This window comes from Inquilinus sp. OTU3971, assembly GCF_038440215.1.
This window is the reverse complement of sequence record NZ_JASATH010000102.1, coordinates 1-13,390: the sequence shown is the minus strand read 5'-3', so window position 1 is coordinate 13,390 and position 13,390 is coordinate 1. Positions and strand designations below refer to the sequence as shown.

Here is a 13,390-nt window from a genome sequence, read left to right as displayed (position 1 = left end):
CTTTCCCCCACACGCCTATCCCGGCACCGACCGGAGCTGACGAGAGCCGACGGCATGGGCGAGGCGGCCGCCCTCCGATGCATCCGCCATCACCGCCCCGTAGACGTCCCGGGCGACATCGGACCAGCGCCGGAGTTCCGCCTGCCGAATCCGATGCTCCCTTGCCGAGACATAGTTCGATTCCTGGAGCGCCCGCAGGATGGCCTGCTGCAAGCCCTCATCGTCCTTGGGATCGACATACTCGGCCAGATCACCGCCGACCTGCGGCATCGAGGACGTCTTCGAGGCGATGCAGTGCTTGCCGAACCACAGGCTTTCGCCGATCGGCAGGCCCCAGCCCTCGTACAGGCTGGGGAACACGGTGAAAAGGCACAGTTGGTACAGGAAGGCCAACTCGGCATCCGTCGGCGTCTCGGCCACCGCGACCGTGCCGCCGAGATGTCCGGTCCTCGCCAGCAGCTCGAACAGATCCTCGGTGCGCCAGCCGCGCTGGCCGGCCAGGACCAAGCGGGGCAGCCGCTGGCCCAGTTCCAACCGCAGCCGATCCCAGGCCTGGACCAGGGCGTAGGCGTTCTTCCGCACTTCGATCGTGCCGACGCACAGCACGAACGGCGCCTCGGCAATCGTGCGCACGGCGGGGCCGACCGCGGCGTCGTCCGCCGCGTCGCCGGCGAACTCATGGGCCAGCGGGGTGACCCTGGTGGGGATGCTTTTCCCGGTGGCCGGCAGGACCTCGCGAAGATCCGTCTCGGTCTGGTCCGACACGCAGAGGAAACCCGACACATAATCGGGCACACGGGCGAGGAAGCGGCGGAACTCGGCCTCGTGCCCCGGCTTCGCCAATTCGGGCAGCTTCACCGGAATCACGTCGTGGATCAGCTGGAACACCGCATTGCCTGCCGCTTTCCGCTCGGTGAGGAAGGCGATGTACGGGTCGTTGCGAAGCGTCGGCACCGGCAGAAAGATCCGGTCGGACGGACTCAGGGTCGGCCGCGACAGGCGCCGGCCGAAACCGGATGCAACCCCCAGCCGCCAGCGCAGCCGGCCGAGCTTCGCCGCCAGCCGGCGCAGCGGCGCCCGGCCCGCCCCCCCCGCATCGTGGGGAATCGCCATGTCGCGGACGAATTCGGCGTGATGGGCCTCGAAGCGGTAGTCCGGGCCGAGGAAGGACAGGTCGATCTCGACCACGCGGCGCAACTTCGGATGCCAGGCAATGCCACGGATCGCGTCCGCGCCATGCGTCGCCACCAGATGCCCCACCACCCGCAACACCACGCGCTGCACGCCGGTGACGGTGGTGTGGCCGCGCGCATGTGCCAGGATCGGCGTCATGTCGCAGAACAGACGCGGCGACCGCCCGCCCGCCGCCCGGGCCTGAGCCCCCATCCTACCCCGCCACCGCCACGGCGGGCCGTGCTTCTGCCTCGGCCTGCTCATCCTCCGCCGTCTGCATCGTCCACAGCCGGGCATAGAGGCCGCCGCGCTTCAGCAGCTCGGCATGGCTGCCGGTCTCGACGACCTGGCCGTGATCCAGGACGTAGATCAGGTCGGCACCGCGCACGGTGGAGAGGCGGTGCGCGATCATCAGCGTGGTGCGGCCGACCATCAGCCGGGTCAGCGCATCCTGCACCTGGCGCTCGCTCTCGGTATCCAGCGCCGAGGTCGCCTCGTCGAGCAGCAGGATCGGCGCGTTCTTCAGCATGGCGCGGGCGATCGACAGGCGCTGCCGCTGGCCGCCGGAGAGGCGCACCCCATGCTCGCCGATCTGGGTGTCGTAGCCCTGGGGTAGGGCGGAGATGAAGTCGTGCGCCGCCGCCCCCCGGGCTGCCGCCTCGATCTCCTCCTGGCTCGCCCCCGGGCGGGCATAGGCGATGTTGTCGCGCACCGTGGCGTCGAACAGCGTGGTCTCCTGGCTGACCAGGCCGATCTGCTCGCGCAGCGAATGCTGGGTGACCTCGCGGATGTCGTGCCCCTCGATCCGGACCGCGCCCGAGGTCGGGTCGTAGAAGCGCGGGATCAGATTCAGGAGCGTCGACTTGCCGGCGCCGGACGGCCCGACCAGCGCCACCGTCCGGCCGGCCGGGATCTCGATCGAGATGCCGCGCAGCGCCGGGATGGCCGGGCCGTAGGAGAAGTGCACATCCTCGAGCCGGATCGCGCCGGTCACCCGGTCCAGCACCGCGGCGCCTGGCCGATCGGTGATGGTCGGCTGCTTGTCAATCATGGCGAAGATGCCCTCCGCCGCGGTCATCCCCACCTGCACCGAACCCCAGGTGTTCACGATCCGCTTCAGCGGATCGTAGGTCGAGATCAGCGCGAAGATGAAGGCCGTGAACTCGCCGGTGGTGCGGTTGCCGCTGATCACCTGGGACCCGCCGTAGAAGATGACGCCGGCGATGGCGATGCCCGACAGCACCTCCATGAACGGAGTGTTGTAGGACTTGATCCGCGTCATCCGCTGCGACAGCCGCGAGACCGCCTGGACGAAGGTCTCGGTCGCCTTGATCGTGCGCTGCTCGGCGTTGTAGGCCTTGACGTGGCGGATGCCCTGGAACACCTGGGTCAGATAGCTGGTCAGCTCGCCCATGCCGAATTGCGACTTGCGGGTCACCTTGCGCAGGTCGCGGCCGACCTTGATCACCGGCAGGGCCGAAAGCGGGAAGGTGATCGAGGCGACCAGCGCCAGCCGCCAGTCCATGTAGAACATCGCCACCAGAAGGCCGATCAGGGTGGTGGCGTCACGCCCGATCGATGCGGCGCTGGTCGAGACGGCCCCCATCACCGCCTGGACGTTGTAGATGAACTGGCTGACCAGATGACCGGAGGCGGTGGCGTGGAAGCTGGCCAGGTCGTCCCAGATCTTCCGGCTGAACATGCGCATCTGCAGCTCGGCGACGATGCGCCGGCCGATGCTGTTCATCACCACGGTGAAGCCGTAGGTCGATACCCCGCGCACAAAGAAGATGACGACCACGGCGATCGAGATCGGCATCAGCAGCTCGGCATTCTTCGCGGTGAAGATGCCGTCGAGGGTGTGCTGCAGGGCGTAAGGGATCGCCGAGGTCGCGGCTGCGGTCGCGGCGAGGCACAGGAAGGCCATCACGAAGCGCCAGAAATGGCCCTTCATGTGCTCGCGCATCATCCGCTTCGCGATCTGCCAGTCCGTCAGTTGGCCGGTCCGCGGCCCGATCGCCGCCAGTGATCTCTTGCTCATGGGATGCTCATATAGCGCCGTCCGGCCGATCCGCCAAATGACAGTCGCGTCAGGTGCGAATGCAAACAGGGCGCCCCGGCCTGCCGCGGGCCGGCTCGTGCGGCTGCGGCGGGCGGGCGCCCTGTTCCATTTCGGCGGCGCCGGCCCTGCGACAGGCGGCCGCGCCCAGATCAGAGACCGCTCAGCGGCGATAGGTGCCGCGGGCGATGGCGTCGAAATCGGCCGGGCCGATGCCCAGCTCGTCCATCTCGCGCCGGTCGAGCTTCAGCAGCTCGTCGAAAACCCGGTTGTATGCCCGGCGCTCGGCGATGCGATGCGCGACGGCGCCGCGGAGGCGGGCGAACAGGCCGGCGCGGCGGGCGGCGGGAGCAAAGTCCAGAACATCGATATGCATGCTTACCTCATCTGCCGGCGAGACCGGCCCTCTGTTTTTCCTTGTGCCCCTCTAATGTATGACGTTCGCGACGGGTCAGGATCGGCCTTTTTGCAGCGCAGCAATGGTAAGCATGCATGTCATGAACTTGCCATGATCGGACGCAAACCCCGCCCCGGCGCCCTCCGACAAGCAGCCAAGATAGTTCAAAAACAGTATGTGAAACTCAGCAATCCACACATCGCATGGCGCGGTTTGTTGACCTTCCTGGTGCGGCGCGATATCTAAAGGGCGACGGATCGGCCCACCGCGACGGGCCCGCGGCGATTTGATGGGAAGCAGCTTGCGCCCGCGTCACCAACCGCTAAAGCGCCACGATGCAGGTCGTGGTTCCCTCGGCGAGACGAGGCAGGACACGACGATGACCAGGACGGCCCCCCACAGCCCTTTTGCGCGCCGGCCCCCGGCCGCAGCGCCGATGCGCTGTCGCCGCGCCTGATCCGGGCCCGCGGCCACCCTGCCCCACCGGCCGGCCCTGTTCCGCCTCGCACCGACCCACTGATCCGGCATCGCCCATGATCCGCCTCGACTCCGTTTCCAAGACCTTCACACGGGCCGGCCAGGCCCAGGTCGCGGCGCTGGCCGACGTCTCCCTGACCATCGAGCGCGGCGAGATCTTCGGCGTGATCGGGCCCAGCGGCGCCGGCAAGTCGACCCTGATCCGCCTGATCAACCTGCTGGAGCGGCCGACCAGCGGCACCGTCACGGTCGACGGCACCGAGCTGACGGCCCTGTCGGAGGCAGATCTCAGGGCCGAACGGCGGAAGATCGGCATGATCTTCCAGCATTTCGCCCTGCTCTCCTCCCGCACCGTCTTCGCCAACGTCGCCCTGCCGCTGGAACTGGCCGGTCTCGATCGCCGCAGCATCGCGGCGCGCGTCGACCGGCTGCTGGAGCTGGTCGGGCTGACCGACAAGCGCGACCGCTATCCGGCCGAGCTGTCCGGCGGGCAGAAGCAGCGCGTCGGCATCGCCCGGGCGCTGGCCAGCGAACCCAACGTTCTGCTGTGCGACGAGGCGACCTCCGCCCTCGATCCCGAGACCACGGCCTCGATCCTGCAGCTCCTGGCGAAGATCAACCGCGAGCTGGGCCTGACCATCGTGCTGATCACCCATGAGATGGCGGTGATCAAGGCGATCTGCCACCGTGTCGCGGTGCTGGAGCAGGGCCGAGTGATCGAGGAGGCGCGGGTGTTCGACCTGTTCACCCGGCCGCAGACCGCGACGGCCCGCGCCTTCGTCGCCAGCGTCACCGGTGCCGAGTTGCCGGAGGACCTGGCGACCAGGCTGTCCGAGCGGCCTTCGGCCGGCGGCGAGACCGTGCTGCGGCTGGTCTTCGCCGGGTCCCAGGCCGGCACCACCGCGCTGGGCCAACTGGCCCGCCGCCTGGGCATCGATGCGGCGCTGCTGCACGGCCGGGTCGACAGCGTGCAGGGCGCCCCCTTCGGCACCCTGATCATCGCCATCCCGGGCGGGCCGGAGGCGGCGCGCTCCGCGATCGATTTCCTCACTTCCCTCAAGCTTTCCGTCGAGGTTCTGGGCCATGTCCCCGCAACTCTTCGCGCTGCTGGCTGACGCCGCCTGGGCGACGCTGTACATGGTCGCGGTCTCGGCCGCGATCGGCACGCTCTTGGGCGGCCCGATCGGCATCTGGCTGGCGACCAGCGGCAAGGGCGAGCTGTTCGCGGCGCCGGCGGCCAACCGCATCGTCGGGCTGGTGGTGAACGCCACCCGCTCCACCCCCTTCATCATCCTGGTGGTGGCGATCATCCCCTTCACCCGGCTGATCGCCGGCACCTCGATCGGCACCACGGCGGCGATCGTGCCGCTGACCATCGCCTGCATGCCCTTCATCGCCCGGATCATCGAGGCGGCGGTGCGCGAGGTCGACCAGAGCCTGGTCGAGGCGGCGAAGGCGATGGGCGCGACGCCGCTGCAGATCGTGCGCAAGGTGCTGGTGCCCGAGGCGATGCCGGCGATCGTGCTGGGCCTGACCCTGACCGTGGTCAGCCTGATCGGCTATTCCGCCATGGTCGGCGCGGTCGGCGGCGGCGGGCTGGGCGACCTCGGCATCCGCTACGGCTACCAGCGCTTCATGCCGGAGATGATGGCCGCGGTGGTGATCGTGCTGATCCTGTTCGTGCAGGCGGTGCAGATGGCCGGCGACCGGCTGGCCCGCCGCGTCAACAAGCGGCAGCGCGCCGCCTGAACCAATCCGTTTCGAGGGGGATACAATGAGCCTGAAGACGATTCTGGCCGCGGCGGCGTTCGCCCTGGCCGTGCAGCCCGCTTTGGCCGAGACCGTGAAGATCGGCGTCACGCCGGGGCCGCATGCCGAGATCCTGGAGCAGGTGAAGCCGATCGCGCATGCAAAGGGCCTCGACATCGAGATCGTCGAGTTCTCGGACTATGTCGTGCCCAACGCGGCGCTCGATTCCGGCGAGCTCGACGCCAACTCGTTCCAGCACGAGCCCTATCTCGCGAACGAGATCGATAAGCGCGGCTACAAGATCAGCAAGGTGGCCAACACCGTCACCTTCCCGATCGGCATCTACTCGAAGAAGATCAAGGCGATCGGCGAGCTGCGCGACGGCGCCACCGTCGGCATCCCGAACGACCCGACCAATGGCGGCCGCGTCCTGCTGCTGCTGCAGGCCGCCGGGTTGATCACGCTGGCCGACGGCGTCGGGCTGAAGCCGAGCGTGGCCGACATCACCGCGAATCCGAAACAGCTCGAGATCATCGAGCTGGACGCGGCGCAGCTGCCGCGGTCGCTGGACGACACCGACATCTCGGCGATCAACACCAACTACGCGGTCGAGGCCGGGCTGGACCCGGCCAAGGACGCGATCCTGCGCGAGGCGGCGGACAGCCCCTATGTCAACATCATCGCGGTGCAGACCGCGCGCAAGGACGAGCCCTGGGTCAAGACCCTGGTCGAGAGCTACCACACCGATGCGGTGAAGCAGTTCCTGGCCGACCGGTTCAAAGGCGCGGTGATCGCCGGCTGGTGAGAGGCCGCCTCGAAACTCTACTCCGACGGCCATCTGACGCGGTTTTCTCCGCTTCCGGTGCTCACGGACCGATGTCCGCTGCGCGCCGGTTCTCGAAAACCACGCCAGCTGACTCGCCGGAGCGAGTTTCGAAACAGCCTCTCCGCGCGCGGAGACCAAGCAAGGGCGCGCGGCCTGCGGTCGCGCGCCCTTCTGCTGTGTGGCTCAGTCCTCGCCGGGGCCGCTGTCGAGTGAGTGGCGGCCGCCGCCGGTGCCGGCGATGAACAAGAGCCCGCCGAGCACGGCGAGGTTGCTCATGGAGATCGCGAAATCGAGCTCGAACCGGTTCGGGGCCGAGTCCCAGAACGGGTGGAAGAGCACGGTGGCGACGATGGTGAAGCCGGCCAGGGCCAGGGCCGCCAGCCGGGTGTGCCAGCCGAGCAGCAGGAAGGCGCCGGCGACGATCTGCAGCGCCGCGGCGGCGGCAAGCAGCAGCTCGGGCTCGGGCAGGCCGCGGCTCTGCACCGTCGCCACCATCGAGGCCCATTCGGGGATCTTGGAGATGCCGGCGGCGAAGAACACCAGCGCCAGGCAGAGTCGGCCGGCGAGCTGGATGAGGTCGAGCCCTGAATTCCGCTCGGCGTGACGATCAAGTACGGTGGAGGACATGAAACGGTTCGCTGTGCTGTCTCTATGACAGCAGGTTAACCAAATCATTGTGGCCGCGCCGTGTCCGCCATCACAGCTTCGGCCCGCTACACCCCCGGCCGCGCCAGCCGGCTTTCGCGGGCCAGGTCGGTCAGCAGCCGGATCAGGGTGCCCTGCCGCCGCGTGCCGGTCTTGTCGAAGACGGCGCGGAGCTGGCTGCGCAGCGTCTCGCGGCTGAGCTGCAGCTGCCCCGCGATCTCGGACAGGGAGAAGCCGTCATGCAGGGCCACGGCCAGCCGCGCCTCGGCCCGGCTGAGGCCGAACAGCCCCGGCAACACCTGGCCCAGATCGTCCGGGCTGGCCCCGATCGGGCTCAGGAACAGCGCCGCCACGGCCTGCGGCACGGCGACGGCGGTCGGGCGCCGGTCCGGCAGGCGGCAGCCGCCGGCGATCAGCGGCGCCCCGGCCGTGCCGGACAGGAGCTTGACCGCACCGCCGCCGGGCCTTGGATCCAGCGTGGCCGCGATCAGCCCGCGCAGCGCCGCCGCCTCGGCCGGATCGGCGGAATCGAGCCGATTGCCCCGCAGCTGCAGCCGGCCGCTCTCGAACAGCCGGTCCGCCATGGCGTTGACATGCACCACCCGGCCGTTGGCGGCGAGCAGCACCACCGCCCGGTCGAACCGGTCGAGCACATCCTCGGCGAGCCGGGCCCGGCCGGCCAGCCCGTCCAGCCGCTGGGCCACCGCCAGCGCGCGGCGGATATGCGGCACCAGCAGGTCGAATCGCTGCGCCTCCTCCGGCGTGAACGGCCCGGCCCGGCGCGGCCGGCGCACGCTCGTCCCGGCGACGCCGTCGAAGGCCGGGTCAATCGTGGCCATGGTCCAGCGGCAGCCGTTCTCGTCCAGGAACGCGCCGAAATCCTGGCGGTCGAGCCAGCCGGGATCGACCACCTCATGGCAGAGCTGTACGGTCGGCGGCAGGCGCCGCCAGGCCGGCAGGCGCGGATCCTCCAGCGCATAGTCGCGCAGATAGCGGGCATGGGCGGCCGCATCATAGCCGACCGCAACATTGAAGAAGGGAGCCGCGGCCGTCGCTTCCAGCACCAGGATCTGCGCCACCTCGCCGCCGGTCCAGCGGCAGATGTCGGTGAGCACGGGCCGCCAGGCATCCGAATCGGTCCCGGCGTCGTAGATCCGGCCGATCAGATCGCTCAGCCGATCGAGTTCCCCCATTCCGGGCTCCGGCAAGGACGAGGTGGGGTTTCAGCCAAGCGCAGATCGCGCGCGCCGGCAAGGTGGTGTGACGACCTCCCCAGCCGTCAGCCGGCGGCGACGATCCCTTCGATCAGCCGGCTGACCCCGGCCGCCGCCTCGATCGGCAGCATGTGGCCCTGGCCGGGGAACAGGTGCACCGCCACCGCCGGCGGCAGCCCCTGGGCCTGGCGCGCCGGCAGGATAGCGTCGTCCGTGCCCCACAGCACCTGGACCGGCACGGCCAGCTCCGCCAGCCGGTCGCGCAGCACCAGGCGCTGGCGGCTTGGGGTGAAACACTGGTCGGCCAGGCGGCGCAGCGTCGCCCGCACGCCCGGGCCGGACAGGGCCGCCAGCACCAGCTCGCCGAGCTCCGCCGTGATCAGCCCGGGATCGGCATAGAGCGGCCGCAGCACTGCCGCCAGCGTCTCCGGGTCGTCGGCGCCGAGCAGCCGGTCGATGAAGCCGGTGTCGACCTCCTCGCCCAGGCCGCTAGACGCGACCAGGGTCAGCGAGGCGGCGCGGTCCGGGCGGGACAGGGCCGCCTGCAGCACCACCGCCCCGCCCAGCGAATGGCCGACCAGATGGGCGCGGCCGATGCCGACCGCGTCGAGGAAGGCCAGCAGGGCTTCGGCCAGGCCGGGCACGCCGCCCGAACCGAGATCCCTGGACGAGCCGCCATGGCCGGGCAGGTCCAACGCATAGGTCGGGTGCCGGGCCGAGAGCTGCACCTGGCAGCCGGCCCAGGTCAGCAGCTCGCCGGCGAAGCCGTGCACCATGACGATCGGGTCGATCGGAATGCCGCCGCCCGCGCCCATGCGGCGATAGCGGAGGACCCGGCCATCGGCCAGCGTCGCCGGCTGGGTGTAGGCGCCGCCGGCCGTGGCCGGGCGGGATGGGCCTGAGAGGTTCATTCCTCGATGCCGGCGAGGCGGAACTGCACCTTGTGCACGGCGTTGGCCTGCAGCTCGCCATAGCCGGCGACCAGGGCGGCGCGGTACAGCTCTGCGGTCAGGGCGGTGCCCGGCATCGGCACGCCGCTGGCGCGACCGAGATCGAGCATCAGCCCGATGTCCTTGGCCATGTTCTTGAGGTGGAAGGCCGGCGCAAAGTCGTTGGCCAGGGTCTTGCGGGCGGTGCCGCGGATGACGCCGGAGGAGCCGCCGAACCGGTCCAGCACCTCGATCACGCCGTCGGCCGCCAGCCCGTTCTTGCGGGCCAGGGCCAGGCCCTCGCCGAGCGCCGCCATCTGCGCCGCGGACAGGAGGTTGCCGATCAGCTTCATCACCGCGCCGGCGCCGCTGGGGCCGAGATGGTGCACGCCGCCCGACACCGCCTCCAGGATCGGCCGCACCGCCTGCAGCACCGCGGCGTCGCCGCCGACGATGAAACCGATGCTGCCGTCCCAGGCCTGGTCCTTGCTGCCATAGACCGGGGCGTCGAGATAGGCGTGGCCCGCCTGTGCGGCCGCTTCGGCCAGGCTGCGCGACACCGCGGGGTCGGTGGTGGTGCTGTCGACGACCACCGCGCCCCTGGCGGCATGGGCGAAGGCGCCGTCGGGGCCGAGCAGCACCGCGCGCTGGGCGTCCGGCCCGGTGACGCAGAGCATGATCCGGTCGCGGCCGGCGGCCGCCTCCGCCACGGAGGCGGCGCGGATATAGCCGGGATGCGCGGCGATCTCCTCCGGCAGCTCGACGGCGCTGCGGTTCCAGGCATGCACGCGGTGCCCCGCCTGCAGCAGGTTGCGCACCATGCCCCGGCCCATCAGGCCGAGGCCGAGATAGGCGATGTCGGCCATATGTCCTCCCGTCGCGACTCGGCGGCCGCTCCGGCCGCGCCTGCTTGCATCCTACAAAGGGCCGGGCCGGATGCCAGCCCGTGTGGGGCAGGATTGAGTTTCCCCTTCTTGGCCGCAATCCCGCGAAAGCGGGAATCTGCATCCGGCGTGACGAGATCCCCGCTTTTGAAAGCGGGGATGACGAGGGTCTCAGGGACGACAGACGCGCGGACGCGTGCAGACCCCTCCCCCAACCCCCTCCCGCAAGGGGAGGGGGAGTGTGGAAGGCTGCGTTCGCGAGTGCTGAAGGTTGGTGAAGCGGGTGAGTTCGCCGGCGGCTCACCCGGTATCCGGCGGCTTGGGTTTGCGGCGGCCGACGCCGGCCGAGCGGGGCTCGGGCGGATCGTCATCGTCCTCGCCGTCCTGCGACGGCAGGAAACCCAGCTCCTCCATGGCCTCGTCGGCCATTTCGAGCCAGCGCTTCACCTGCACCGGATAGCCCCAGCGCCGGCACAACGCCGCCACCGCGACCTCGACCCGGCTGGCTTCGATCAGCTCGACCACCTCCGGCCGCTCGACCCGCTCGCACACCTCGGTGGCGCGGCGTTGCACCTCCTCACCGTCCTCGGACGATTCGTAGGCCGCCGCCAGCATCGCCAGCTTCACCCGCAGCGCGTGCCAGTCCTCCTGGGCCGCCTCACGCTTCGCCGCGGCCTTGCGCCGCTCATTGCGCTGGCCGGCGAATTTCTCCTCCAGGAGCAGGGTCAGCCGCAGGGAGCGGGTGATGACGGCGATCCGCTGGGGATAGTCGACGCCGGGCTGCGGCGCTTCGACCGCCTCGGTGCGGGTGGCCTTCATGACCTCCATATGGATCTCGGCCGCCTCGGCGAGCATGCGCAGATGCCGCGCCGCCCGCTCCTCCTGGGGAGTGGCCGGGGCCTCCGTCGCCGAATCGGTCTGCGCCTTGTTCATGGAACATAACATGAACAGACGCGGCAGTTAACACCATAGCGATCGCATTTTCGGAGACAAAACAACGCATTGCGTGTCCTCGCCGCGGTCCCCTCGAGGGCCCCGGCGGTCATTTCTTGCGCGCCACGATGTAGGGACGCCCGTCATTGCCCTTGGTGGCGTGACATTCGGTGGCAAGAATGTCGAAGCCCGCGGCAGAGATGAGCCGGCTCAGCTCCACCGCCCGGAAGATGCCGGCATAGGGTGCCCTTCCGATCGCGCGCATCGCAGGCACGGCAAGCCGGATCAGCAGGTTCATGTCCCCGACGCAGGGCGTCTTGGAGATGAACAGGCCCTCCGCCGCAAGCAGGGCATGGATGCGGTGCAGCGTACCGGGCAGGTCGCGGACCAGGTGGAGATAGTTGAAGCCCAGGATCGCGTCGAAAGGCGCGGCCCCGGGCATCAGCGCCTCCGCGGTCGCGGTGCGGAAGGCGAGCTCCGGGACGGGGCTGGCGGCGCGCTTCTCTTCGGCGATCGCGATCATTCCGGCGGAAATATCCGTCGCGAGATAGCTCCGCACACCGCCGGCGAGCCGGAGCGCCGTCGTGCCCGTGCCGCAGCCCAGCTCCAGCGCCCGGTCTCCGGGTCGCAGCAGGGCGCGGGTCCGGTCCAGCGTGCGTTCGTAGCCGGCCGGGTCCGCGACCGCGCCCCTGGCGTATTTCCGTGACGTCCGGTCCCAGAAACGGGCATCGCTCGTCGTGCTCATGGGGAGTGCTCCTTGGCAGCCCAGCCCGGCATATGCGGAGACATGCATGGCGGTTTTCGGGACGCGGCAGGGCCCGATCCGACCGGGGCCCGGCTGCTATAAGGTGACGTCCTCATCAAGATCAAAGTATCCTTGATGACGTGTCGACGATCAGCGGAGAGGGCGCCATGGCCGACAAGACGTCCGTCACGTCAACCAGGACCGCGACGCAGGCCGCCGCAAAACCATCAGCCCGCAAGCCCACGAAGACACCGCCGAAGGCCGCCGTCGGCAGGAGCAAGGCCCCGGCCGCGCCGCCGACCCTGCTCTCCGGCGGCAACCCCCAGATCCCGAAGGGCTACGGCGACGCGCCCGTGCAGGCCTATATCGCGGCCATGCCGGGCTGGAAAAGCGATCTCGGGCGCCGCCTCGACGCGCTGATCACCCGCACCGTCCCCGGCGTGCGCAAGGCGGTCAAATGGAATTCGCCGATGTACGGGGTCGAGGAGAAAACCTGGTTCCTCGGCATTCATTGCTTCACGAAATACATCAAGGTGGCCTTCTTCCGCGGCGCGGCGCTGCAGCCTCTGCCGCCCGGCCGATCGAAGCAGAAGGATGTTCGCTATCTCGACATCCGCGAGGACGAGCCGCTCGACGAAGCCCAGTTCACCGCCTGGGTGAAGCAGGCCAGCGAGCTGCCCGGCGAGAAGATGTGAGCGGCGGGTCGAGGCAACACCCATGAAGACGGCGACCATGACGAAGAGCGATTCGAAGGACGGGGGAGACTCTCCCTCCCGGCTGATCGATGAGCGAATCGAGGAGCTGGGCGACTGGCGGGGCGCGACGCTGGCCCGGGTCCGGGCCCTGATCAAGCAGGCCGATCCCGAGGTGGTCGAGGAGTGGAAGTGGCGGGGGGTTCCGGTGTGGTCGCATGGCGGCATCATCTGCACCGGCGAGACCTACAAGGCCGTGGTCAAGCTGACCTTCGCCAAGGGCGCTGCGCTGGCGGACCCGGCCGGCCTGTTCAACGCCAGCCTCGACGGCAACACCCGGCGCGCCATCGACATCCGCGAGGGCGAGGCGATCGATGAAGCGGCACTGCAGGCGCTCATCCGCGCCGCCGTGGCCCTGAACACGGCAAAGCGGGCACCCGCCCGCCCCCGGAAGACGCCGAAGAGCGGCTGAGGACGACACCGCCGGAACCGCGTTTTCCTCCCCTCGCGGGCTACGGCATTCACTGACCGCCTCCTATGAGTCCCCCCTCCCCTTGCGGGGGGTAGGGGGTTTTCTCGGCTTGAGCTGGCCCAGACTGTCGCGAACCGGTACCGACGGCGAGTTCGATGCCCTGCCCATTCGCGCGCGGACGCGCGCAGACCCCTC

At 69.7% G+C, this 13,390-nt stretch carries 14 protein-coding genes; 5 read left to right on the top strand and 9 right to left on the bottom strand.

All coding sequences use genetic code 11. The features are described from left to right. Nucleotides 1–15 precede the first annotated feature (15 nt). From AAHM41_RS23540 to AAHM41_RS23530, 3 genes are all read right to left on the bottom strand, one after another. Nucleotides 16–1,386: a glycosyltransferase family 4 protein gene (locus AAHM41_RS23540; protein ID WP_342239025.1), complete on the bottom strand. Its 1,371-nt coding sequence runs from the start codon at nucleotides 1,384–1,386 to the stop codon at nucleotides 16–18. A gap of 1 nt (nucleotide 1,387) precedes the next feature. Then, nucleotides 1,388–3,214, bottom strand: a complete 1,827-nt coding sequence (locus AAHM41_RS23535; protein WP_342239024.1) for an ABC transporter ATP-binding protein — start codon at nucleotides 3,212–3,214, stop codon at nucleotides 1,388–1,390. 181 nt (nucleotides 3,215–3,395) lie between these two features. Next, nucleotides 3,396–3,608 (bottom strand): hypothetical protein, encoded by a 213-nt coding sequence (locus tag AAHM41_RS23530; protein WP_342239023.1) that lies wholly within the window; start codon nucleotides 3,606–3,608, stop codon nucleotides 3,396–3,398. Nucleotides 3,609–4,162: 554 nt separating this feature from the next. Between AAHM41_RS23530 and AAHM41_RS23525 the strand changes: the two genes are divergently transcribed. Genes AAHM41_RS23525 through AAHM41_RS23515 form a run of 3 tightly spaced genes read left to right on the top strand, consistent with a single transcriptional unit; the run spans nucleotide 4,163 to nucleotide 6,660 of the window. Next, a complete protein-coding gene (locus AAHM41_RS23525; protein ID WP_342239022.1) occupies nucleotides 4,163–5,221 on the top strand; it encodes a methionine ABC transporter ATP-binding protein in 1,059 nt (352 codons plus the stop codon). After that, nucleotides 5,190–5,855 (top strand): methionine ABC transporter permease, encoded by a 666-nt coding sequence (locus AAHM41_RS23520; RefSeq protein WP_342239021.1) that lies wholly within the window; start codon nucleotides 5,190–5,192, stop codon nucleotides 5,853–5,855. Before AAHM41_RS23525 ends, AAHM41_RS23520 begins: the two co-directional genes overlap by 32 nt. Before the next feature lie 25 nt (nucleotides 5,856–5,880). Next, nucleotides 5,881–6,660 carry a MetQ/NlpA family ABC transporter substrate-binding protein gene (locus tag AAHM41_RS23515; protein WP_342239020.1) on the top strand — a complete coding sequence of 260 codons (780 nt, stop codon included), beginning with the start codon at nucleotides 5,881–5,883 and terminating at the stop codon, nucleotides 6,658–6,660. A gap of 204 nt (nucleotides 6,661–6,864) precedes the next feature. Here the strand turns inward: AAHM41_RS23515 and AAHM41_RS23510 are convergent, their stop codons facing one another. The 6 genes from AAHM41_RS23510 to AAHM41_RS23485 all read right to left on the bottom strand — a co-directional run bounded on the left by AAHM41_RS23510 (nucleotide 6,865) and on the right by AAHM41_RS23485 (nucleotide 12,031). After that, on the bottom strand, nucleotides 6,865–7,308 hold the full coding sequence (locus tag AAHM41_RS23510; protein ID WP_342239019.1) for a DoxX family protein: 444 nt from the start codon (nucleotides 7,306–7,308) through the stop codon (nucleotides 6,865–6,867). Between the two features lie 86 nt (nucleotides 7,309–7,394). Then, nucleotides 7,395–8,519, bottom strand: a complete 1,125-nt coding sequence (locus tag AAHM41_RS23505; protein WP_342239018.1) for a helix-turn-helix transcriptional regulator — start codon at nucleotides 8,517–8,519, stop codon at nucleotides 7,395–7,397. Nucleotides 8,520–8,605: 86 nt separating this feature from the next. Then, complete coding sequence (locus AAHM41_RS23500) at nucleotides 8,606–9,451, bottom strand: alpha/beta fold hydrolase (RefSeq protein ID WP_342239017.1); 846 nt, start codon at nucleotides 9,449–9,451, stop codon at nucleotides 8,606–8,608. Next, complete coding sequence (locus AAHM41_RS23495) at nucleotides 9,448–10,335, bottom strand: NAD(P)-dependent oxidoreductase (protein ID WP_342239016.1); 888 nt, start codon at nucleotides 10,333–10,335, stop codon at nucleotides 9,448–9,450. Before AAHM41_RS23495 ends, AAHM41_RS23500 begins: the two co-directional genes overlap by 4 nt. 318 nt (nucleotides 10,336–10,653) lie before the next feature. Beyond that, a complete protein-coding gene (locus tag AAHM41_RS23490; protein ID WP_342239015.1) occupies nucleotides 10,654–11,286 on the bottom strand; it encodes a hypothetical protein in 633 nt (210 codons plus the stop codon). A gap of 109 nt (nucleotides 11,287–11,395) precedes the next feature. Then, nucleotides 11,396–12,031 (bottom strand): class I SAM-dependent methyltransferase, encoded by a 636-nt coding sequence (locus tag AAHM41_RS23485; protein WP_342239014.1) that lies wholly within the window; start codon nucleotides 12,029–12,031, stop codon nucleotides 11,396–11,398. A gap of 167 nt (nucleotides 12,032–12,198) precedes the next feature. On the opposite strand from AAHM41_RS23485, the gene AAHM41_RS23480 reads away from it, so the two are divergent. Together AAHM41_RS23480 and AAHM41_RS23475 are read left to right on the top strand one after the other, a co-directional pair. Further along, complete coding sequence (locus AAHM41_RS23480; protein WP_342239013.1) at nucleotides 12,199–12,726, top strand: DUF1801 domain-containing protein; 528 nt, start codon at nucleotides 12,199–12,201, stop codon at nucleotides 12,724–12,726. A 37-nt stretch (nucleotides 12,727–12,763) separates the two neighbouring features. Beyond that, the gene (locus tag AAHM41_RS23475) at nucleotides 12,764–13,195 is read left to right on the top strand and encodes a DUF1801 domain-containing protein (protein WP_342239012.1); all 432 of its coding nucleotides are present in this window, start codon (nucleotides 12,764–12,766) and stop codon (nucleotides 13,193–13,195) included. The last annotated feature ends 195 nt before the right edge of the window (nucleotides 13,196–13,390 follow it).